Origin of the sequence: Photorhabdus cinerea (genome assembly GCF_011189575.1) — a bacterium.
Lineage (GTDB): Bacteria > Pseudomonadota > Gammaproteobacteria > Enterobacterales > Enterobacteriaceae > Photorhabdus > Photorhabdus cinerea.
Map to the genome: position 1 here is coordinate 448,409 of NZ_PUJW01000001.1, position 23,661 is coordinate 472,069.

General features: G+C 44.6%; 10 protein-coding genes. All 10 read left to right on the plus strand.

The window, feature by feature from the left end; translation table 11 throughout:
• Positions 1-459: 459 nt before the first annotated feature.
• On the plus strand, positions 460-1,767 hold the full coding sequence (locus C5469_RS02060; RefSeq protein ID WP_166301581.1) for a hypothetical protein: 1,308 nt from the start codon (positions 460-462) through the stop codon (positions 1,765-1,767).
• A 669-nt stretch (positions 1,768-2,436) separates the two neighbouring features.
• A complete protein-coding gene (locus C5469_RS02065) occupies positions 2,437-3,729 on the plus strand; it encodes a hypothetical protein (protein WP_166301584.1) in 1,293 nt (430 codons plus the stop codon).
• A gap of 909 nt (positions 3,730-4,638) precedes the next feature.
• Positions 4,639-5,952, plus strand: a complete 1,314-nt coding sequence (locus C5469_RS02070; protein ID WP_166301586.1) for a hypothetical protein — start codon at positions 4,639-4,641, stop codon at positions 5,950-5,952.
• A 911-nt stretch (positions 5,953-6,863) separates the two neighbouring features.
• Positions 6,864-8,120, plus strand: a complete 1,257-nt coding sequence (locus C5469_RS02075; RefSeq protein ID WP_166301589.1) for a hypothetical protein — start codon at positions 6,864-6,866, stop codon at positions 8,118-8,120.
• Positions 8,121-8,902: 782 nt separating this feature from the next.
• On the plus strand, positions 8,903-13,351 hold the full coding sequence (locus C5469_RS02080) for a C-type lectin-like domain-containing protein (protein WP_166301592.1): 4,449 nt from the start codon (positions 8,903-8,905) through the stop codon (positions 13,349-13,351).
• The gene (locus tag C5469_RS23445; protein WP_166301595.1) at positions 13,344-14,627 is read left to right on the plus strand and encodes a hypothetical protein; all 1,284 of its coding nucleotides are present in this window, start codon (positions 13,344-13,346) and stop codon (positions 14,625-14,627) included. The genes C5469_RS02080 and C5469_RS23445 overlap by 8 nt, the downstream gene beginning before the upstream one ends.
• 15 nt (positions 14,628-14,642) lie before the next feature.
• A complete protein-coding gene (locus C5469_RS02090; protein ID WP_166301598.1) occupies positions 14,643-15,299 on the plus strand; it encodes a hypothetical protein in 657 nt (218 codons plus the stop codon).
• A gap of 4 nt (positions 15,300-15,303) precedes the next feature.
• Positions 15,304-17,778, plus strand: coding sequence for a pentapeptide repeat-containing protein (locus C5469_RS02095; protein WP_166301601.1), 2,475 nt, complete (start codon positions 15,304-15,306; stop codon positions 17,776-17,778).
• 64 nt (positions 17,779-17,842) lie between these two features.
• A complete protein-coding gene (locus C5469_RS02100; protein ID WP_166301604.1) occupies positions 17,843-22,969 on the plus strand; it encodes a type I polyketide synthase in 5,127 nt (1,708 codons plus the stop codon).
• A 556-nt stretch (positions 22,970-23,525) separates the two neighbouring features.
• The coding region (tnpA, locus tag C5469_RS24380) for an IS66 family insertion sequence element accessory protein TnpA (RefSeq protein ID WP_422615845.1) at positions 23,526-23,661 on the plus strand (136 nt) is incomplete at its 3' end.

The following is a 23,661-nucleotide window of genomic DNA, read 5'->3' on the forward strand; positions in this document are numbered from 1 at the left end:
TGGAAAATATGGGAATTTACATTAATATTTTAAATTGCATCATTTCAATGTCGTATCTAATTGCTTTCTGTAAAGTGAATAAATATTTAGCTAATTAATTCTCGTCGGAATTATTTTTCTGGCCTGCCTGTTGTTGAAGTGGCGATATCCTTTGTTAGAAAAAATCGATGTTTTCGCTCTGGCTAATTTGGTGATTAGTCAGGGGAAAAATTCTGACTATTAGCAATTTAGTGACATAACGGGTATATACCCAATAGATTTCAAGTTGCAGTGCGGCGGCAAGTGAACGCATCCCTAGGAGCATAGATAACGATGTGACTGGGGTAAGTGAAAGCAGCCAACAAAGCAGCAGCTTGAAAGATGAAGGGTATAGCAGTAGAGACTTTAAAACTTGGTTAGATGGCAAATTGAGATATGAAGTTATTCTAAATGTATAAATTTGAGCTTAGGAGAATTTTCATGGAAAAAATAAGAACGGTTGCTGAGACTTTGGCAATATTACATCAATATCACCATCCGTTTGGTCTGGAACGACAGCCAAAGCAACTTAAGACCTCCGACTTTGACGGGCCAGTGATATTTTCTAACGATCTGGAAACGGCTACTGTGCCGCCTGCATTTTTTACAGTGCAAACGATACAAGAGTTGAAGGCATTCGGTGGTGTACCTGACAGTCGATATGGCCCTGGAAAAATGGAATCTTATCATCCGTTACCTGAACCGTTTTCTGCTGAACGACTGGCAAACGTCTCGGGTAATCATATTGATTTGCGTAAAGCTTTTAGCGCCTATATCTATGGTGATTCTGCTTTGGTTAAAGATTATGAAGAAATGCTTAATGTTAAGCGTTTTCCGATGAAAGTGGCGTTATATAGTGGCGAGGAGATCACGATTACCGCAGATAATCCATTGATTATTGAAGATAAAGAATATTGTGGTGAACCGGTTGTTTTGGTGTACAACCAGATAACCATTGAATCGGAAGGCAAAGTTATTTGCTACACCAATGGTAGGGTTGAAGCGAATGTCATCCAGGGGGTTGGATTCGGTCCACAGAACTTTGTCAATAAAGGGCGAGATGGAGAAAGTGGTATTGCTGGTACAGGTGGTGTCAATGGCGTTAGTGGTGTTAGAGGTCAATCTGGTTATGAGAATAAAAATCGCTGTATAACTCAGCCTACATCAGGTACTGATGGAACTCACGGTTCTCCGGGAATGAATGGATCGGATGGCCAACCCGGTCAAGGGGCGGATAAACTAATTATCACATGTGCTGAGGCACGTGGGGTGATCTATTTGCAGTCTGAAGGAGGGGATGGGGGTGATGGTGGTCATGGTGGTGATGGGGGCTATGGGGGAGATGGTGGTGATGGGGGTTATGGTAGTATGTATAGTGGTCGTCGTCGTATTGCTACTAGCATACTGTGTAATTCTGGGTATGGAGGGAATGGAGCAGATGGAGGGGATGGCGGGAATGGAGGTAATGGGGGGAATAGTGGAGATGGGGGTAGCATAGAGTTTAACTATTCTGCTGGTTATCCACAAATTAGTTATTCGGCAGAACCTAGTTCGGCGGGGGCTAGCGGTAGAGCGGGAAGGGGGGGGAAAGGCGGTGATGGTGGTGACTCGTGGTGTAATATTGAGGATAGAACTAAAAACTTAAGTTGTTGTGGAAAGCCGGGTATAAAGGGTATTGATGGAAAGTTAGGGGAGTCTGGGGAGCCAGGAAAGAAGGGGCAGATATATATCAACGGCAAATTGCGTTAACATTCCGTCTCCTAAATACACACTGTTTGGAAACGAGTAAGTTCGGGTTTTTTAATTTAAATCATATTCATAATTTCATTGTTTAATAATATCGATAGGTTTCTATCTTGTGGTGATTTTTGAAAAATACAATCATGCTTGTTGTTTTTATTTGTATTTTATAATAATCAATGGGGTAAATATAGAATAGAGGTTTTTGATAATACCTATTGAAAGGTAGTGATGCATCATGTAAATATTCTCTTTAATTAATGAAGAAATGGAGAATTACATTAATATTTTAAATTGTGTCATTTAAATTTTGCATCCGATTGCTTTCTGTAAAGTGAATAAATACTTACCTAATTAAGTTTCATAGGAATTATTTTTCTGGCATACCTGTTGCTGAAGCGCTTATATTTTTTGCCAGAAAAAATCGATGTCTCCGCTATGGCTAATCTGATAATTAGCTAGGGGTAATATTCTGGCTATTAGTAATTTAGTACCGCAATTTGTCGTGATAGTAGTAGATACTTTGGAATTTGACCAAATGGGCAGCTGATATATGAAGTTATCTTAAACGTATATACCCAATAGATTTCAAATTGCAGCGCGGCGGCAAGTGAACGCAGCCAACAAAGCAGCAACTTGAAGGATGAAGGGTATAAACTTAAACTCAGGAGAATTCCCGTGCATAAAATAAGAACGGTTGCTGAAACTTTGGCAGTATTACATCAGCATCACCATCTGGTTGGTATAGAACGGCAGCCAAAGCAACTTAGGACCTCGGATTTTGACGGCAAGGTAATATTCTCTAACGATCCGAAGACCGCGACTGTGCCACCGGCGTTTTTTACGGTACAAACCATACAAGAGTTGAAGGCACTCGGAGGTGTGCCTGACAGTGAGTATGGCCCTGGCAAAATGAAACCCCATCATCCGTTACCGGAGCCATTTTCTGCTGAACGACTGGCAAATGTCTCGGGTAATCATATTGATCTGTGCAAAGCTTTTAGGGCCTATATCTATAGTGATTCTGCTTTAGTCAAAGATTATGAAGAAATGCTTAATGCTAAGCGTTTCCCGATGAAGGTTGCGTTATACAGAGGCGAGAAAATGACTATCGCCTCCGATAATCCATTGGTTGTTGAAGATAAAGATGATTATGGTGAACCGGTTGTCTTGGTGTATGACCAGATAATCATTGAACCTGGAGGTCAAATTATTTACCGCACTAATGGTCGAATCGAAGCTAACACTATTGTAGGGAATGAAAATACTGGAAAGGAGAATGTTGTCAATAGAGGCAGTAATGGTGCCGATGGTCTTGATGGTGCATCAGGAAATAAAGGGGCTGATGGCAGCGATGGTAAAGATGGTAAAGATAGTAAAAATGGCTGCTTAATTAACGCCACATCAGGTACTGATGGAGCCAGCGGTTCTGTCGGAGGATTAGGGGGGGATGGTGCAGCGGCTGGAAATGCGAATGACCTGACTATTACTAGTCAATCTCTTACTGGAGCAATAAATGCGGCAACGATAGGTGGTAACGGTGGTAACGGTGGAAGAGGCGGTCTTGGGGGGCGTGGGGGTGATGGGGGTAATGGAGGTAATTGGGGTAATGAAACAATCAAGTGGTGTCCTGCTGGGGATGCAGGAAATGGGGGCACTGGAGGAGATGGAGGGAATGGAGGCAGGGGGGGTAAAGGTGGGGACAGTGGTAACATATATATTAATTACTCTGACGGTAGTCCAGTACTTCAGGTTATGTCAATTAATGGTCTTGGTGGGGAAGGTGGGAAGGCCGGTTGGGGAGGAGTGGGGGGTGATCCTGGAAATAGTACCAGAATATTCGGTGTACATGGTTTGCAGGGAGACTATGGTAAAGATGGTCTTAAAGGAGAATTTGGAGATGATGGTAACACCGGCAAAATACATGTCAACGGTCATGAACGGGAATCTGATCGGAAACTTAATCGCTAGTAGTGCAGCAATCAGACGGGTCTAAACGACTATAAATGCGGGGAAATGGGGTCAGATCTTGGTTTTGCTTATGTTCAAGTGGTTTACATTATTAATTACTGAATACTTATTGGGTCTGCCCTTGCTTGGTTGGCTTCGTTTTTGCCACTCAGGTTTTACAAATGTGCTGGATATGAAGCTAGTTTCGCATTGGTTCCCGGATAATTAATGGCGATTGTTATCGGCGTGGCAATAGTGCCCGTTGCTCAACGGATGCCTGCTTATGACCTATTAAATAATATCTATACCTGTTATCTTTCAAGTTGCCTCTTTGTTGGCTGCAATCACTCACCCTGGTCACCGAGTTATCTATGCTCCCGGGGATTCGCTCCTTTGCTGTCGCAATACATCTTGAAATCCATTGGGTATATAGGTTTCTATCTTGTTGTGATTTTTGAAAAATATAATCGTGTTTGTTATCTTTTATTTGTATTTTTTAATAATACCTAATGAGACAAATATAAAATTGAATTATTTAATTGGCTCGTATTAAAAGGTCGTGATGTATCACGGAAATATTCTCTTTAATTAATGAAAAAAGAAGGGAATTACATTAATATTTTAAATTGTGTCATTTAAATATCGCATTCAATCGCTTTTTGCAACGTGAATAAATGCTTACCTAATTGATTATCATAGGAATTATTTTTCTGGCATACCCATTGTTGAAATACTTATATCCTTTGCCAGAAAAAATCGATGTTTTCGCTATGGTTAATCTCGTGATTAGCCAATGGCAATATTCTGGCTATTAGCCATTTAGTGCAGCAATCGGTAGTGATAGCAGTAGAGATTTTGGAACTTGACCAAATGGGCAGCTGATATATGAAGTTATCTTAAACGTATAAATTTAAATTCAGGAGAATTCCCGTGGATAAAATAAGAATTGTTGCTGAAACTTTGGCAGTATTACATCATAATTATCATCTGATTGGTGTAGAACAGCAGCCAAAGCAACTTAAGACCTCGGATTTTGACGGCAAGGTAATATTCTCTAACGATCCGAAGACAGCGACTGTGCCACCTGCGTTTTTTACGGTACAAACCATACAAGAGTTGAAGGCACTCGGAGGTGTACCTGACAGTGAGTACGGCCCTGGCAAAATGGAAGCCCATCATCCGTTACCGGAACCGTTTTCTGCTGAACGACTAGCAAATGTCACGGGTTATCATATTGATTTATGTAAAGCTTTTAGGGCCTATATCTATAGTGATTCTGCTTTAGTCAAAGATTATGAGGACATGCTTAATGCTAAGCGTTTCCCGATGAAGGTTGCGTTATACGTTGGCGAAAGAATCACTGTTACCGCAGATGCACCATTGGTTGTTGAAGATAAAGATGATTATGGCGAACCCGTTGTCTTGATATATGACCAGATAATCATTGAACCGGGAGGTCAAATTATTTACCGCACTAATGGTAAGATCGAAGCTAATACTGTTGTAGGGAATGGCAGTAATGATAAAAAGCAGAGCATTATCAGTAAAGGCTCTGATGGAAACGATGGTTTGGAAGGCGAACAGGGAAGTAATGGGGTGAATGGCAGCAATGGTAAGATTGGTTCAGATAATAAACACAGTTGCGCTGTTGCATCCACACCGGGTACTGATGCAACTGGCGGTTCCTCAGGAGCACAAGGGATGGATGGCAAAAGGGCTGGAAGTGCAAATGACGTAATTATTAATGTTGACATTTTTACTGGAGTAGTCAATGCGGCATCGATAGGTGGTAAGGGTGGAAGGGGTGGATATGGCGGTAATGGCGGTAACGGAGGGAATGGTGGAAATGGAGGAGATTCAACAAGCAAATGTAATGCTGGATATGGAGGAAGGGGAGGTAATGGCGGAAATGGAGGTAATGGAGGGAATGGGGGTAAAGGTGGGGACAGTGGTAACATATATATTAATTTCACTCAGGGTCAGCCAGTAATTAATGCTCTGTCATATAGAGGTGATGGCGGTAATGGAGGGGGCGGTGGTAAGGGAGGAATAGGCGGAGCAGGTGGGGTAGGTGGCGTTGGTAATAGAGGATTAAATACTAGTGGTCATCCCGGAGTATCTGGTGAAGCTGGTGCTGATGGAGAATCTGGCAGTGAAGGTATTTCTGGCAAGGTATATGTTAACAATAATGAACGGCAGCATAGTAATAATCAGGTTTTAGACTGGCTTGAAGACTATAAATAAGGGGAATGGGTTCATATTTTCCGTATCATTTGTGGCAAGGTTTACTTGCGACAACGAAGGTGTGTTCATAAATAACTCTTTTTTTATCGTTATAGATCATGTGGTAAATTTCGTGATGGAGTTGTACATCTAATAATTGTTTTCCACAGGTCAGTTATTTGTATTTCATAATGCATTTTCCTTTGGGTGGAAAGATGCTGAAGTATAGCAACTGACCGCCTCTCCTGAAAAATTCACTTATCAGTTGAATCCAGTCTGTATAATTGGCGCTCTTATTTTTCTGTGCCATCAATATTTAATTGTATAAAGTTTAAATTGAAATAATCAATTGATTCATACTAAAATAGTGATACACCATGAAAATTTCATTTTTATGATGGAAAAAACAGAAAGGCATATTAATATTTTTAGTTGTGAAAAATGAATTTAACATTAAATTACTTCATATAAACCGAATTAATTTTTAATTAATTATAGGTATTTTTGGATAAAGTATATACCCAATAGATTTCAAATTGCAGCGCGGCGGCAAGTGAACGCATCCCCAGGAGCATAGATAACGATGTGACTGGGGTAAGTGAACGCAGCCAACAAAGCAGCAGCTTGAAAGATGAAGGGTATAGAGGATGTATCAATTCTCCTGAAATTATTTATCCAGTTGTTGAATGTCTATTGTCATGAATAAAATAATCACATAGGAAGATAAAATGAGAGTGAAAATACACATTGTGGACAACGATAGGCGATAAATTACCTTTGCCTATAAGTTTTTGCTCTAAACGGAGGTAAATATATCATTGAATGATTAATATTCTGGATTTAAAGGGATTCGGTGAGAATAAAATATTGCAGTGAGTTATATAACATAAAGATGATTCTAAAACTACCAACTTAAACTCAGGAGATTTCTTATGAATAAAGTAAAAGTTATTGCTGAAACTTTGGTGGAATTGCGTGAACATTATCGTCTGGCGGGAATAGAACGGCAACCAAAACAATTGAAGACCGCGGATTTTGATGGACCGGTCATATTTTCCGACGATCCGAAAATAGCCACTATTCCACCCGCATTTTTTACCGTACAAACTATACAAGAACTAAAAAGGTTAGGTGGTGTACCTGATAGTGATTATGGCCCTGGAGGAATGGAGCCGCATCATCCATTGCCTGAACCCTATTCTGCTGAACGGCTGGTGAATGTTACTGGCAATCATACCGATTTATGTAAAGCCTTCCGCGCTTATATCTATGGTGATTCTGCTTTAGTTAAAGATTATGAAGATATTCTCAACGCTAAGCGTTTCCCGCTGAAAGTTGCGCTATATGGTGGTGATAGCATGACTATTTCTGCGGACAAACCATTGATCGTTCAAAGTCAAGATAATCACGGTGAACCTATTGTATTAGTTTATGAGCAGATAACAGTTGAACCTGGCGGAAAAATTATTTATCGCACCAATGGGGCTGTTCAAGCGAATACCATGATGATGGTTAGCTCTTTGGGTTCAGATAGCGATCCGACCAATATTGTTAATCGGGGAAGTGGTGGCAATAATGGCGGTAATGGGGCGAATGGAACTGATGGGCAGACCGGTAGTCATGGTAATGCTGGACAGGATAACAAAAGTTCTTGTGCAAAGGCCGCAACGTCGGGTACTAACGGGGCTTATGGTACAGATGGTGTTGCTGGAAGCAATGGCGAAAATGGCGGCGGTGCAAATGATATTGTTCTGAAGGTTGCTTACCTCACCGGTGCGGTAACCTTAGAATCGACAGGGGGTAATGGTGGTAATGGCGGTGCCGGTGGCAAGGGTGGAAGAGGGGGAAATGGGGGTAACGGAGGCGGCTCTACCAGTTACTGTAGTGCTGGAAGAGGAGGAAGTGGAGGTAATGGAGGCAAAGGGAATAACGGGGGCAATGGAGGCAAAGGGGGAGATGGGGGTAATATTTATGTTACCTATGAGAGTGGCACTCCTGTCTTTAATGCTAAGTCTGCTGGTGGGATGGGGGGGGAAGGGGGTTATGCGGGTTACGGTGGGGGCGGAGGCTATGGTGGTAGCGGTTTTCCTGGTGGTAGTAATGGCAAAATTGGTGCATCGGGTAACGATGGGCTTGCCGGCGCAACAGGTGTTAGGGGGTATGTGTATATTAATGGAGAACGTCAGTAATGACACGAGACGCTTTCATAGAGAAATTATGTGAGTGGACATTTAGATTTGTAGCGCTCACCGTATTAACGGTTAAATAAAGAGATAATAGTCACTATAATTTTTGTATTATGGACAATAAGGAAGATATTACCCGCCTGTGATTACACGCGGGTAATAGTAAATAAACAATATTTCATTTCGTGGTTTTATTTATATTTACGAAGTAATAATAAGCTCAAGTTTGGTAAATGTCTTTAAGGGTCTTAGTTATTGGTTCAGGGTGAGAGTTTATTCTAAGAGTATAGGGTTGTGCTATATAACATAAATTTAATTTTCGGGGTTTTACTTAATTTATATTCATAATTTCATTATAAAATAACTTTGTTCTATTTATATCGGGTTGTTGTCTGATTGAAAATGCATCATTCCACGTAGTGGGTTTATTTTACTGCGGTAATAGTGCTTAATTCTATAGGTTTTAAGTTGGGATAATTAATTGGCATACATTAAAAAATTGCAATGTATCACAAAAATATCTTCTTTATTTGATGGAAAAAATGGAGAATCACATTACTATTTTATTAATAGAATTTAAATGCCACATTTGATCATTTTGTATAAAGTGGATAAATGTGGCATTTAATTAATTCTGGGTATTTTGGGTTAATAAATAGGCTTTTTAAGAGATATATTAATTCTCATGAGAATTATTTATTAAAATTTTGTGATCAAATGATTTATGCGGTTATTAAGAGTTTCTTGTGATAACGAAAATAATTACTTATAGAGATGAAATTCAAATGAAGACACATACTTTACATTTCGATTTAGCTCAAGGTCATTTACGTAGCCAATCCAGTCAATTGAGTCTCTGGGTTGGTGAATATAATATACCGTTGCAAGAACACGATGAGTCAAGTTTAGCCAAGGCGGCTGGTGAGAATCCTGCAATAGATATGGTTCTGCGCTACGGTTCACACAATATTAGCCATTTCGCGGAGGTACCTGAACACTATTTTTTACCTCATCACGTTACGCTAATTAAAGTGGTTGGTGATAAATCCGGGCCTTATCGTTCTTCATTACCGGTTCTTTATCATATTTCTTATCATATTCCCAATGCTCATTTACATCGTTATGCCAAACGTAACATAGAAAAACTGGCGGTAAATAATATAGCGATGGCTTTGCCGGGTAAACTGAGTGCTCTCGGTGTTAATAGCCAACATTTAGCGCGAAATTCTATTCATTGCGGCGATTTGTGGGTTGCGACTAATGAAATGAAAACACCGTGGGATGTTGCTTGCTCTATTGTGTTTTCCCATCCGGAGTTGTCTAACAGTCAGGCTTATGCAGCATCAATTGTCATGAATGCACATATTGCGCCATCGGAGGCAATAGACCCACAGCAATATAACCGAGTTTATGAACTGGCTATAGCAATATCGAGTCAGGGACCCGCGACAGAGACAGGCGGTTTTGCCACTTATGGTCAATTGGTTGCCCCTGATGGCAGCGCAATGTTTTACGAATTTGACTGGGTAGGTCAAGACGGACAGGTGATTTTCGCCGAAGGTGATCCGGTGATGCAATATAACCTATCGGATGAGACGGAGAATTATTCAGGCTCGCCGGCATCTAATGCGCTGAAAACTTCGCATAATGATGGTCGATTGCAAAATCATAACTGGAGTGTCAGCCAAAGTGCGTCTCTGGATGTTGCTGAATTCAAAGATCAGGCATCAGCATTAGAGGTTAAACGAGATACCAACCAAATTTGGACCGCCACTAACCGTACTCCCAATCACGGGATGGATGTATATGCCGACAGCATCCGTTACGATCCCGGCCAAAATTATTTTTCCATTGACTTTAAGAACAAATACTTACGTCAGCTTGGTGTTTATATTCAGTTCTTTAAAGACACTCAAATGGAACAACCAATTGATAATCCGACAGTTGATGGTGATTGGCCGTTTTATTTTCCTAAAGAGTTGGCGGCATTATTTGAAACGCCATCACAAAAAGCCCTTGGTGTGTTGGCTAATGTCAATACGATCATGGGGATTCCGATGCCCACTGATCCCACTAAATTTGGCTTGCCTTGGCCAGCTGAAGCTCAGGCGGCTAAATTCTTGTTTGGTGGCCTGGGAACTTCCCGCTGGGAAAATCCGATTGTCTGGCCGGGTGTGATTTTAACTGGCATGTTCCAGTACGGTATTCCAGCCCTAATGATGTTGGCTGGCGCCGCAGTGACCAATAGTCAGTGGTATAAAGATTTTATTTCTAATAAGGATAACGTTGCCATACTGGCAGGCATTGCTTTCCCGTTGATTGGTGGTGGTGCCGCTGTTGGTTCAGCGTTATTTAATACTAAAAAAGTGCTCACCAGTTTAGCCAGTATTGCCATTGGTATTCTGGCCAAAAAAGGGATGGAAGCATTAGCCGCTTATGTTACAGCCCAGATAGCCGCTAGTGCAGCTGCTCAAGCGGTTCCGGTGGTGGGTTGGGCCTTCCGGCTTGCTTCAATTGCGCTGGATGTTGCGCAGATTGCAGTGACGACGGGGGAATTGCTTTCCACACCAGCTACCTTGGAAGTGGATATCAAGCGTCAGATGACGTTGGCTTTTACCCTGCATCCCGATCCTGCTCATGGTGAAGTGGGGCGCCCGGAAACCGCGATTTGGCCGCCGGTGGGAGTACAGTGCCAGGTAACGGTCGAATATACCAACGGCACCTATTACACCCAGACGATTCCATTACCCACAACCGGTTCCAATACACCGCTATCCTTTAATTTCCATTCGGTTGGCTGGGGTGGAACCCTGAAAATCAAGGCTAATGTTTATTCTGCTAATGGCTGGTTAGCGGGGAGCTATATCAGTGAGCTGCTGAGTGCGCAACCAGACGATCCCAATGAAGGCATTATGCGCGTCAGTGGCAATATAAAAGAGATGTTAGTGCCTTTGACTCAGGTAACTCAATACGAATATTGGGAACAATTGTCTTACGATAGCGATAAAAAAGAATATCAGTGGATTGAAGGCAGTGTGCCATTGGAAACCCAGTCTTCAGCCAATTGTAGCAATGTAGGCAATAACATCTGTAAGCTGGTTAATATGACAATCCTGAATTCAGATTATCAGGTTGGTTATTGCTATCAGGCTTCTGGTCAGGATATTCCATTGGAAGATCCGTTAAGTCCACCAAATAGCGGCCAGATGTATGTGTTGCAAAACATTTCTACTTTGAGCAATGACACGCTGAATGAGCGTCTGAAATTATCTGCGGTGGGTTTCAAAGTACAACCACTGATCAGTTATAACAGTTTTGGCGAAGGACCGGACAACAAAACCATCACACCTTATAACTTTATTATTGATTCACGATTCGGCGAATATCACTTACGTCGGGTGGATCTGCGTGACGGCAGACATGATTTTGGTTTGACGGATAATCCGCTGTCTTGGGGAACTTTCACGATTCCTCATCTGGATGCAATGGTGGTTCATCCGAGTGGTTACGTGATTGCGGTCAGTTGGCAATACAGCAAGATGCAGATTCTGCCGTTGGGTGATCAGGGTTACCCGGATGCTCAGGCACCCGCGGCCCAGATTGTCTCTGGTGAAGGGATTCGACAAGGGCTAATGCATGGGCCAATTGCCCTGACTGTCACGCCAGATGGTCGCATCTTATTACTGGAAACACGCAATACCCGTGTTCAGGCGTTCGATACTAAAGGCAACCCATTTCCAAGTTTTCCAGGGGCAACACTGTTTAAACTGGCTACTGCTGAGTATCAGGCAACGCTGGATGCTCAGGTGTTCTCTCCAGCATTACAACAAGCATTCCGTGAACAAGGGCTGACATTCCTGTTTAGTAACAGCGATTCGAGCTTTATACATTCACTCAATGCTGGGGTACTGGATGAGCAGATTATTGCCACCTTTGCGCAAGATGGGATCTATCTAAGTTATAACCAGACCGCAGACGGTAATATTGACCCAGTTGGCAGTACAACGATTGAAGTGAGACAGCAAGGGCAGAGCTGGTTGGTACATGACCCGCAGAAACCAGCGACTTACACGCTGACCGCTAAGGGACAAACGGTATCCGTCTATAACGATTTAAGTAACGTACGGGTTATCGCTATCGGTCAAGGTGTCAAATGGCAAATTGATGATCTTGCCGGCGCCCGTTCCTGGTTGTTAACCCTTGATGCAACAAATCCGGCTGAAATTACAGTGGCTGATTATCTGTCCTATATGCCACTGAATAAGCCAGAGGGAATAACTTATTTGGATGTGGCGGTTGAGCCTAAGGGATATATTTATATTCTGTCATACCGTAATGAAGGGCGTGACCCAACGGATTATATCCTTGATATCTATGAGCCTAACGGTAAGTTCCTGGTCACTGTCCCTGATTCGACACTGGTACCTGATCCGACTAAACGTCAGCATATTGTTGCCGCGCATCTGGCGATAGATTCATTCCGTACCCTGGTGGCAATGAATTACGGCAAGTTCTTGGGGGAAAATCAACGGACCCAGCCACAAATCAGCCAATGGACGCCGACTACACCCATATTCGATCTGGGTATCGATCAATTACCGATATTTCAGCAACACGACATGGATAAAATCCGCGCAATTTTTGCGGAGAACAAACACCCTCTTAGTCATCAGGCAACTATCGAAACTATCAATAACAATGGTTATTTCATCATTACCGATGTTAATACCCGTTACCCGGTCATTTGCACAGTAGATAGCGATAATTTACAGATTATTTCTGTCTACAGTTTCTCGGAGATAAATATGACATCAAGAAATTATAGTTCAGGATTTAAAGCGGTCTTGCAATTATTAGGTCTCTCGGAGAGTGATGTAACGGAGAAAGTTGTTATTCCATCTTCGTCGCAAGGCTCTTTACGGCCTAACGACCCACAATCGTTGGCCCCTTCTTACCAGTCAAACGTGCCGTCGGCAACGGAACTGTTGGCTATTTCTGGCATTCCCCCTGTTGAGGCACCGATATCTTTACCTGCCACCATCAATGTTTTCGCGATTGGAGAATTGGTAATTGCTAATGGCGAGATTTTGGAAATTAGCAGCCCAAATTCACAGCCGATCGTGGTAGCAGTAGACACTCTGGTGATTGAACAGGGTGGGCAACTGATATGTGACGCTAATGTGATCCTAAACGTACAAACTTATACCCAAACTCAGGAGAATACCCATGAATAAAATGAAAACGGTTAATGAAACTTTGGCTATGTTGCGTGAGCATTATCATTTAACTGGTACAGAACAGCAGCCAAAACAATTGAAAACTTCGGATCTTGACGGGCCGGTAATATTTTCTAACGACCCGAAAATAGCCACTGTGCCACCCGCGTTTTTTACCGTACAAACCATACAAGAGATGAAGGAGCTTGGCGGTGTGCCTGACAGTGAGTATGGACCTGGCGGAATGGAACCCCATCATCCGCTACCTGAACCCTATTCAGCTGAAAGGTTGGCGAATGTCACCGGTAATCATGCTGATATATGTAAAGCTTTCAGTGCTTATATCTATGGTTATTCTCCTTTGGTCAAAGATTATGAAGATATTCTGAACGCTAAACGTTTTCCGATGAAAGTCGCGTTATACAGTGGTGAAGATATCGTTGTCACTGCGAGTAACCCATTGATTGTCGGCAGTAAAGAGAGTCACGGCGAACCTGTTAACTTGGTGTTTAATAAGATAACGATTGAACCTGGCGGTAAGATTATTTATTTGACCAATGGCACGGTTGAAGCGAACGAAGTCGTCGTAGTTAATTCCCCAAATCCATATCCAACTCCGGGTGATAATGATGGCCCGAACATCGAAAATATTGGCAGTAACGGAGGTGATGGAGGGAGTGGAAACAATGGTGCCAGTGGAAGAGACGGCAGCAATGGTAGTGCTGGTAAAGATAATAAAAACTCCTGTGCAACATCGGCTACCAACGGTACCGCTGGTGGCAGTGGTACTGACGGGGCTAGGGGAAGTGATGGAGAGAAAGGTGGGAATGCGAATGATGTTAATTTTAAAACAGGTACCCTTAGCGGCTTTGTGAATATGCTAACGCAAGGTGGTAATGGCGGTAACGGTGGTAACGGTGGGAATGGCGGTAGCGGTGGAAAAGGCGGGAATGGCGGCGGTTCTACCGACAACTGTAATGCTGGATATGGTGGTAATGGGGGGAATGGCGGCAACGGTGGTAACAGTGGTAATGGCGGCAATGCGGGTGACGGCGGCAACATCTATTTTACTTACCAGGAAGGAGGAAGTGCGACGTTCCAAGCCAGGGCGGTTGGCGGTAACGGTGGCAGAGGCGGCAACGGTGGTTCTGGGGGCGCTGGTGGTGCCGGTGGTTCTGGTGGTAAAGGTAGTAGCGGGGGTAGCCCAGGTAAAGGTGGTTCATCGGGGACCACAGGAGCTGCCGGAAAAGCAGGTGCTATCGGTGCAATTTATATCAACGGCAAAAAACAATAACCGCAAGGGGGAGTTATGGTCGCAGATATTCAAATCTTCGGTACTAACGGTGTGAATGGTGCCGATGGGGCCAATGGCGCTGATGGCCAACGGGGTGCTGATGGTCAGAATGCTTCTCGTCGTAAGCCAGCCACTGCCGGTAGCCCCGGTGGCGATGGTCAATTTGGTCAGAGTGGTCAGGATGGTCAATCAGGTTCTGGCTGGTGGTTTGCCCTGCGTTGTACCCGTTTTGACGTACAGAGTGTGGTGCGTATTAGCAATAATGGCGGTAATGGTGGTGATGGTGGCATAGCGGGTTACGGTGGCAATGGGGGGGATGGCGGCAATGGTGGCCGTGGTAATTCATCATCGTCAGGTAAGCCGGGTGGTGTCGGTGGTAACGGTGGCAATGGTGGAAATGGCGGCAATGGAGGTGATGGAGGTGATGGCGGTCATGTTTGGGTCAGATATAACCAGACTAGCTTACCGAAACCGGTATCTGCCACCTCTAATGGCGGGAGTGGAGGACTCGGGCAGCCCGGAGGTGCTGGGGGAATAGCTGGGCGCGGTGGGGTAAATGGTGACGGTTCACATGCACCCGATGGAGAATATGGTATTGGTGGTATTAGCGCCAGCGGTGGTCAAGCCGGGAGAGTTGGAAAGGTTTCTGTAAATCAATTGCTGCGAGGATAATGACATGAGTGAATCCAGATCTTTTGCTGGCAAATGGCAATTTGCAGCGCCTTCCGGCCAACTGATTACGGTTCAGGCGGATGGTACGCTTAGCCTGTCAGCCAAGCAATCAGGGGTGATAAATCAAATGATTAATGCCTATGGCATGACTAACTTTTGGTTACAGGCTGGCAATGGTCAATACTTAGCTGCGAGCGGCAATACTCCTCAAGCTAATCAACCGCGCGCTGGTACGGTTGCTGAGATCCGGTTGGAAGAGGTAGGAGGATCTGGATTTCGCCTGCGTCGTATCAGTAGCAGTGGTGACAGTTATTTGGTAGCGCAACAATCTGGGCTGATTTGGCAGGCAGTCACTAGCAGTCCGCCTCTGTCAGCCCAATTTACTCGTACTATCGTGACAAAGGACTTGGAATTCCTCAAAGAATGGGGGGCAATGGGGGCCGATCTGCGTTTTGCTTATCTCGCCGAAGAAAATTTGAATGAAATGGTGATGATGGCTGTCGATTTGTCTAATGCCGACTTGCATGGTTCGACATTGCTTGATGCTGATTTAACGAATGTTAAAGTTGATGACTGCAATTTTAGTGGTTGTGACTTAAGCAAGGCTGATCTAACGCATATTCATGGTAAAAATGCGCTTTTTGAAAAGTGTATCGTCGGTAGTGATACCAATATGCCTGACGCTGAGCTACCGAACGCCATTTTCCGTGGCTGTAAGAGCAGTGGTGGTCAGCCGATATTGAATCGTCTAAAAGCGCCCGGTGCGGATTTCTCTGGAGCGTTGTTACCTTCGGTGATAATGGAGAATGCTGATTTATCTCAGGCGAATCTGGTTAATGTTGATCTAAGCGGCGCCAGTCTGGCTTCCTGTAACTTTACCGGGGCGATCATGACGTTGGTGAATTTGCAAAATACCACCTTGCAGACCTCGAATTTTAGTCAAGCCACGTTAGTGGGGACTGATTTTACCGGGGCGAATATCAATCATGTTAATTTCAGTGGTGCTAATCTGACCAACGCACGGTTATCGTTAACTACCGGTTATAGTCAGCTTAACCTCAGCGACAGTACCTTATTAGCGACGGTACTGACAGAGATGAACTTGGTTGATGCCACGATTACCGCTAAAACGGATTTTACTCAGGCACAGATGGATGGCGTTAATCTGAGCAGCCAGAAGCTGGATCAAGTTATATTCCTGATGGCGTCGATGAAAAAGGCAAATCTGGATTCTACGTCACTGAATGGCGCAGTTCTGGTCGGTGCTAAACTGGCCGGTGCCACTATTCTGGGGAATGTCTCTTTAGTTGGTGCGAATTTGTCTAATGCGAGTCTGGAGAATGTTAATTTAACTGGCGCTCAATTTGGTGCTTTATCCACAGTGACACATTTGGATGAAGCCGATGCTCAAGCGCTGGATAATCAGCAACTGCCTGAACAGTTACGTCAAATGTTGTATCAGGGAAAGATATTGGTTAATGGTCAGGCAGAGGTATTGGTGCGTCAGCCGGGTCAGAATTGGTTGGTGGAACATGATGGTAAACCGTTATTTATTCACTATCAGGATGGGCAATTAAATGTTGCGCAAGATAATGGCGGTAATGCGGCAATTCTTGCCAACACATTTATGCCTAATGCCATTCTGACTGGCGCTAATCTGTATGCGGTTGATATGTCTGGCGCTCATTGGTACGGCAGTAACGCCAGAGCCGATAACGCCAATTTGGAACAGGTCAATTTGTCGAATGCTAACTTAGCGACAATGAATTTCACTCAGGCTCGATTGTTTGGTGCGAATTTGTCCTATGCCAATCTGGTAAATACTGATTTCAGCAAGGCAATGTTAGAACCCACCGAAGGTCTTAAGCCGGCATCTCTGGCCTTTGCTTCAATTCAAGGCACTATTTTCACTGAAGCTAAATTGACCGGGGCTAATTTGACCAATGGCGCGGTGGCTTTACCGTTTGAGGAAGCAGGCAAAAAGTTAACAGGTGTGCCTTTATTCAGTGCGGCGCTTGAGCTGATGAGTTCACTAGATACTGGTGTGGTTTCAAAAGAGTTGCGTCAGGTATTTACTGATAACGGCTACAGCCTGTTATCTAATGCCAAAATCATTGAAAAGCAAAGTGATCAATATTGGATTATCTCCAACCAGCCGCCAGACACCGATCTGAATTATCGAGGATATTGTAACTTTATGGTGATTCGGGTGAGTGAGGTCGGTAATAACCATCTGCAAGTTTGTGGTGGAGCACCATTACGTATCATCCGTACTGCGGCTGACAATACATTACAACCGGTCAATGTCGCTTTTGGGATGACAATTGATATCACTCAGGCAATGGATGGAGCCACCACCTGCCCAAGTGGTTTGCGTTATCAGTTACTCAATACGGGCATCAGCTATCAGTCATTGATGACACCGGGATTACCACCTCATCCACCGAAATGTATTTCTAGCCCGACGACTTGGTGTTGATGAGTAAGTACGATGAGCTGGCAAATGACTAATCGGAGTAAAGAATACCGTTATGGATATCAATATGATGAGAAGTGACAATATGCCGATTGCTATTATCGGCATGGGTTGCCGTTTCCCGGGGGGGGTTAGCTCTCCAGAGGAATTCTGGCAGCTGTTGTGTGGTTCAAGTGACGCAATTACCCCAGTCCCCCCTGAACGCTGGTCAACTCAGGCTTATAGTTCCCGAGATCGCAATTTGCCGGGGAAAATGGTGGCTCGAGAAGGCGGATTTATCGCTGATGTTACCGGCTTCGATGCGGCGGTGTTTGATATCAGTAATACAGAAGCGCCTTTTATCGACCCACAGCATCGTCTGATGTTGCAGGTAACATGGGAAACGTTGGAACGGGCGAGAATACCGCCAAAATCGTTGGCGGGTCAGGCGGTTGGTGTCTATATCGGTGCTTTCACTCATGATTATATGCACCTGCAATTTACTGATTTGCGTCAGACTACCGGTTATACCTCAACCGGTGCAATGGGAACCATGTTGTCAAACCGGATATCCCATGCGTTTGATTTTCAGGGGCCATCCTTGACCATTGATAGCGCCTGTTCATCGTCCCTGTTAGCGGTACATTTGGCTTGTGAAAGTTTGCGGCGTGGAGAATCACAACTGGCGTTGGCGGGTGGCAGCCAGTTAATGTTGATGCCTGATTTTTCGGTAGTGGAAAGCCGTACCGGTTTTCTATCATTCACTAACCGCTGTCATAGCTTTTCAGCTAACGCTGATGGCTATGTACGTAGCGAAGGGGTAGGTGCTGTTTTGCTGAAACCTTTGAATACGGCTTTACAGGATGGCGATCCCGTTCTGGCGGTGATCCACGGTTCAGCTGCGAATCAAGATGGCCGTACTCCCACGATTACCCAGCCAAGCAGCGCGGCACAACAACGGGTGATTCAGGTGGCCTGTGCTCAGGCGGGGATTTCCCCAGAAGAGATTGATTATATTGAGGCTCATGGTACTGGGACCGCGGTAGGTGATCCGATAGAAGCGGAAGCGCTGGGGCTGGTGTGTCGGCCCGAACCGACAGACCGCCCGTTATTGATTGGCGCGTGTAAATCCGTGATTGGTCATACAGAAGCCGCAGCGGGCATTGCTGGATTAATTAAAGCGGTATTGTGTTTACAACGGGGACAGGTACCGGGCAATTTACATGCCGATCCGCCTAACCGTTACATTCGTTTTACTGAATTGGGATTGCAAGTTCCACAGCAGTTAACCCCATTGCCTGAGGGAAAAGTGATAGCTGGGGTGAATTCCTTTGGTTTTGGCGGAACGAATGTCCATGTGGTGTTAAGTAATAATGCAGAATCTTCCGTACAACTTCGGACGACGCAAGGGCAAGCTTTCATGCTGCCATTGTCTGCGCAGTCTGAGTTTTCTCTGAAGCAACAAGCGCAGAGCATTGCCGATTTGCTACAACAGCAGCCGGATATTGCCCTTGATGATTTGTGCTATAGCCTGGCGACGACTCGTCACTGCTTTCCGTTACGTAAGGGGATCGCATTCAGTAACCGAGAACAGTTGCGACAGCGGTTGACTAATCTGAATGTGTCGTCGGAGCATAATAATAAAAAAGTTGATCGTCTGGCTTGGATATTTGCGGGTATTGGCAGTGAAGATTGGCAAGATTCTATCGTTTGGTTTCAGCAATTTCCCGAATTTACTGAACAATTCGAACGTTGCGAGGCAATTTGGACGGGATTTTCTGCACCTTCCTTATATGCGGCATTGATCTCTGCCGATGAACTGATAGAGCCGCCAATGCAGTTTGCTGTGCAAATATCAATGGCTGCGCAGTTGCAGAAGTGGGGGTTCAAACCAGCGGCGTTACTTGGTCATAGTTCCGGTGAAACGGCGGCTTGTTATCTGGCGGGAATTTATGATCTGACGCAGGCACTGACACTGCTACATCAGCGTTATCATTATCTGGAACGTGTGTTGAATAAAGGCGGCGGATTATTGATCGTGGCAGCGACAGTTGAGCAGATATTGCCTCATTTGTCTGCCCCCGGTACCGAGCCTGCCGTGGTGATAGCAGGACGTAATAGTATCAATCGTTGCTTATTGTCCGGACCTGTAAGTGAATTAACCGCCGTTGCTGAGCGCTTAAAGCAGCAGCGTATCGCCAGTAGTCGGCTCAATTATAGAATTGCTTCTCATTCCCATTATATAGAGTCAATTAGGGCTGGGTTGACTGCGGATTCGGCAACCGTTCCCGCGGCAGAACCTTTGTTGCCAGTGTTTTCATCAGTCACCGGGGAGTTGATTAATGGGAAGTTAAGTCCCGAGCATTGGGCTGACAATGTCGTCTCGCCATTCCGTTTTGACGATGCGGTAGAAAACATGCTCAAAGCGGGTTTCCACCATTTTCTGGAAATTTCACCTAAATCCCTACTGAGTGCAGGATTAAAGGATTGGAGTCAGCCTTATCGAGGACAGGTGTTTGCTTGTCGCTCAGGGCAGAACTGGCCACAACTGTTAGGACAGCTGTTTGAAGCTGGGGTTGAACCGGACTGGCGGACTCTGATGCCTACCGCTTGCCCAATTGATCTACCCACTTACTCTTGGCATCAGCAATCTTATTGGTATGAGCCAGAGATTAGCCGTCGTCGCCGATTACGTATATTGAGCGGTGTATTATTGGGCGAAGCCCAACCGGGCAGCGAGAGTTGGCAAGCTGAGTTGGCTGTAGAACAAGTGCCTTGGTTACTCGATCATGTTGTCATGGGAAATGCAATGTTTCCGGCTGCGGGCTATATTGAAGTCATGTTGGCGGCGGCTCGTATCTGCTTTCCTGACGTTGGATTAGCGCTTGATAATATTGTGTTGCAATCGGCTTTACTGCTAGAGCCAGGTATAGAATTCAGGTTAAAGACACAGTTAGATCGCCAGCGAATGGAAGTGCAAGTACACATTACCCGTAATCTGGATGAGAGTGCACATTACCAACTTGCAGCCAGTGCACAGGTGAACATCGTTGTACCGGGTGCGACTGCTTGTGCTATTCCCCCATTAACGGCAAATGATCGCTATCCTTGCATATGGAACCAAGAGATGTTGTATCAGGCATTTCAACATCTGCATTTCAGTTATAGTGGTGTTTTTTGTACTCTGCGCCATGCGTTTGTTGGTAAAGAAGAAACAATCTGTGAGATTGAATTACCACCTGCACCGGAGGGCATGAATTTTCACCCAGCGGCTTTGGATGGCATCTTCCAATCATTGTTGGCGATTCAGTCTGTTGATGTTCACGTGCCAATTCCTGCTAACGAGTTCCGTATCCCGGTAAGTATTCAGCATTTGCGTATCAATGGTAAATTGTCAGGTCGGGTTCATGCCCATGCCAGAAATACTAAACAGACGAAACAACAATGGTTTGGTGATATTGATGTCTATACTGATAGCGGTATGTTGCTTTGTCAGATCAGCGGGTTTTGCGTTCAGCTTGTTGGTAATAGAAAAAACAGCTTGTCTGCCAAACTGCACAATCTGGTTGTCGGCCAACCACAGTGGCGTAAACTGCCTGCTCAGCCATCAACAGAGTCTGTGACGCAATGGGCTATCCTTGGGGGTGAAAACGCTCTGGCAGAAGAGTTAGCTGATGAGTTGCAACGCCGTGGTGGGTGTGCCTCGTTGTATTCTGGTCTGCCCGACAGTTATCAGAAAATTCAAGAATTAGTTGATACTCTTCCTGTTGAAACCGAAAGAATCCTGATCCTCTGGCCGTTGCAGGCTCCGCGAATGGCTTATCATTCGTTGATCCATTTGTGTGCAGCGTTGTCCGAACGATCGATGAAACCACGTTTGTGGATAGTGACTCAATGTGCTCATCAAGTCACTGAGCAGGATCAGCCTGATCCATTTGCCGCCACATTATGGGGAATGATGCGCGTTATTGGTCAACAGGAAGCAACTGTATTATGGGGTGGATTACTGGATATTGACAGTACCACGGTTCCAGCCAAATGGTGGGACGCGCTATTGATAGATGATGGCGAGGATCAATTAGCTCTGCGCCATCATCAGAGTTATGTGCTACGCCTTGTGCCATTACCTGAAATACCCGCGCTCCCACCAGTGCGTTTTCGTCCAGATGGCTGCTATCTGCTGACTGGTGCTTTTGGTGATATGGGGCGTCAATTGATTCCTTGGATGGTACAGCACGGTGCTCGACATTTGTTATTGATCGGGCGTCGTCGTGCCCTTGATACGGCAGATCAAGCGTTATTGGAAATGCTGAATCAACAAGGGATTGAGGCTAATTATCTGCCGGTTGATCTCGGTGATGTGGAAAGGACCCACATTTGTTTGGCTCAGTATCGACAACAAGCCAGCCAGCCGCTGCGTGGGGTGATTCATTGTGCTGCGCATGTTGAAGATCAGGGATATCGTGAACTCAGCCCCGAGGCGTTTGATAGAGTATTTGCCGCTAAAGCATTAGCCGCCTGGACATTGCATCAAGCGTTGGCTGATGCACCTTTAGAGCATTTTGTTATGTTTTCCTCGTTGGGGGCATTATTGGCTTTACCGGGTATGGCATCTTACGCAGCGGCTAACGCTATGTTGGATAGTCTAGCCTGCTTACGGCGTCAGCAAGGTTTACCTGCGTTAAGCCTTAATTGGGGGCCATGGGAAGCGGGGATCGCTTTGCGGGATAGTCGAACGTTGCCAATACTGGAAAACAGTGGTTTACAGCCATTTGGTTCAGAGGAGGGATTAGCGGTTTTAGAGTGCTTGTTTGCTCGGATGGAGCCGCAACTGGTGCCGTTCTTGACGAATTGGTCAAATTTACTGTCCAGCCAGATGCGTCACCTACCGCTATTGCGTGATATTCAGCAAGAAAATGTGGTTCAGACTTTACCCATAGAAGCGGCGCTTGCAGTGAGTGATCTGGACGATGTCGTTAGCTTGCTACAGACCTTTTGTGGTGAGATTGTTGGGACGCCAGCAGAAGTATTCCATCCTGATCTACCTTTGACTAACAACGGTATTGATTCATTGAATGGTTTAATGTTGGTACAAAAAATCAACAAAAAATTACGTTTGGATATTCCGCTGGAATTGTTGTTAAGTGATAAGCCGCTGGCTGAACTTGCATCATTGATTACATATCGATTGCAAGTTAAGGCAATTGCGAAGTAGGAATAACCTTCGAATTGTTTAAGAACAGCCAATTCAGAGACACGTAGTTGCGATTTAATTTCAATAGGAAACTTATCGGACTACGGTGTCTCTAATGTTCTATTTTGAAGGTGTTTTTTTAATCGATTGAATATATACCCTATGGATTTCAAGATGCAGTGCGGCGGCAAGTGAACTCATCCACAGGAGCATAGATAACTATACTCAAGATACTTCAAAGTGCATGTTTGAAAAACGATTATATTTTTGAATTTAAATGTTTTTATGTCTGATAGCTCAAGCATCTTGAAGTTCATTCGGTATATATACTTAGCGCTGCCTGAAGATGGTGGTGAACTGTATATTTGGAATAAAGAAATCTCGCCTGAGACTTTCGATGAAATGAGTCGAGAGAGTTATGGTATATCCCGCTTTGCTGGGTAATCCAGATGTTGTGATTAGACCATCACCGGGTGATCTGATTTTGTTTAATTGTAACCGCCTAATTAACCCCACATATCCGACAGATTAATCTTTTGTCATAGTGAGTTTTCTTTTATTGAGAGGGCGAATCACTATGACACTTACTGAAAAACAGCAACACTGGGCGGCAGTTATTGCTTCCCAAAAGCAGAGCGGGCTAACGGTGACGGCGTTTTGCCAGCACCATGAGATTAATCCAGCCACATTTTACTATTGGACAAAAAAGCTCC

Coding starts and splice junctions, on each gene's coding strand:
- C5469_RS02060 (WP_166301581.1), top strand. CDS start 460: ATGGAAAAAATAAGAACGGTTGCTGAGACTTTGGCAATATTACATCAA.
- C5469_RS02095 (WP_166301601.1), top strand. CDS start 15,304: ATGAGTGAATCCAGATCTTTTGCTGGCAAATGGCAATTTGCAGCGCCT.
- C5469_RS02100 (WP_166301604.1), top strand. CDS start 17,843: ATGATGAGAAGTGACAATATGCCGATTGCTATTATCGGCATGGGTTGC.
- C5469_RS23445 (WP_166301595.1), top strand. CDS start 13,344: ATGAATAAAATGAAAACGGTTAATGAAACTTTGGCTATGTTGCGTGAG.
- C5469_RS02080 (WP_166301592.1), top strand. CDS start 8,903: ATGAAGACACATACTTTACATTTCGATTTAGCTCAAGGTCATTTACGT.
- C5469_RS02090 (WP_166301598.1), top strand. CDS start 14,643: ATGGTCGCAGATATTCAAATCTTCGGTACTAACGGTGTGAATGGTGCC.
- C5469_RS02075 (WP_166301589.1), top strand. CDS start 6,864: ATGAATAAAGTAAAAGTTATTGCTGAAACTTTGGTGGAATTGCGTGAA.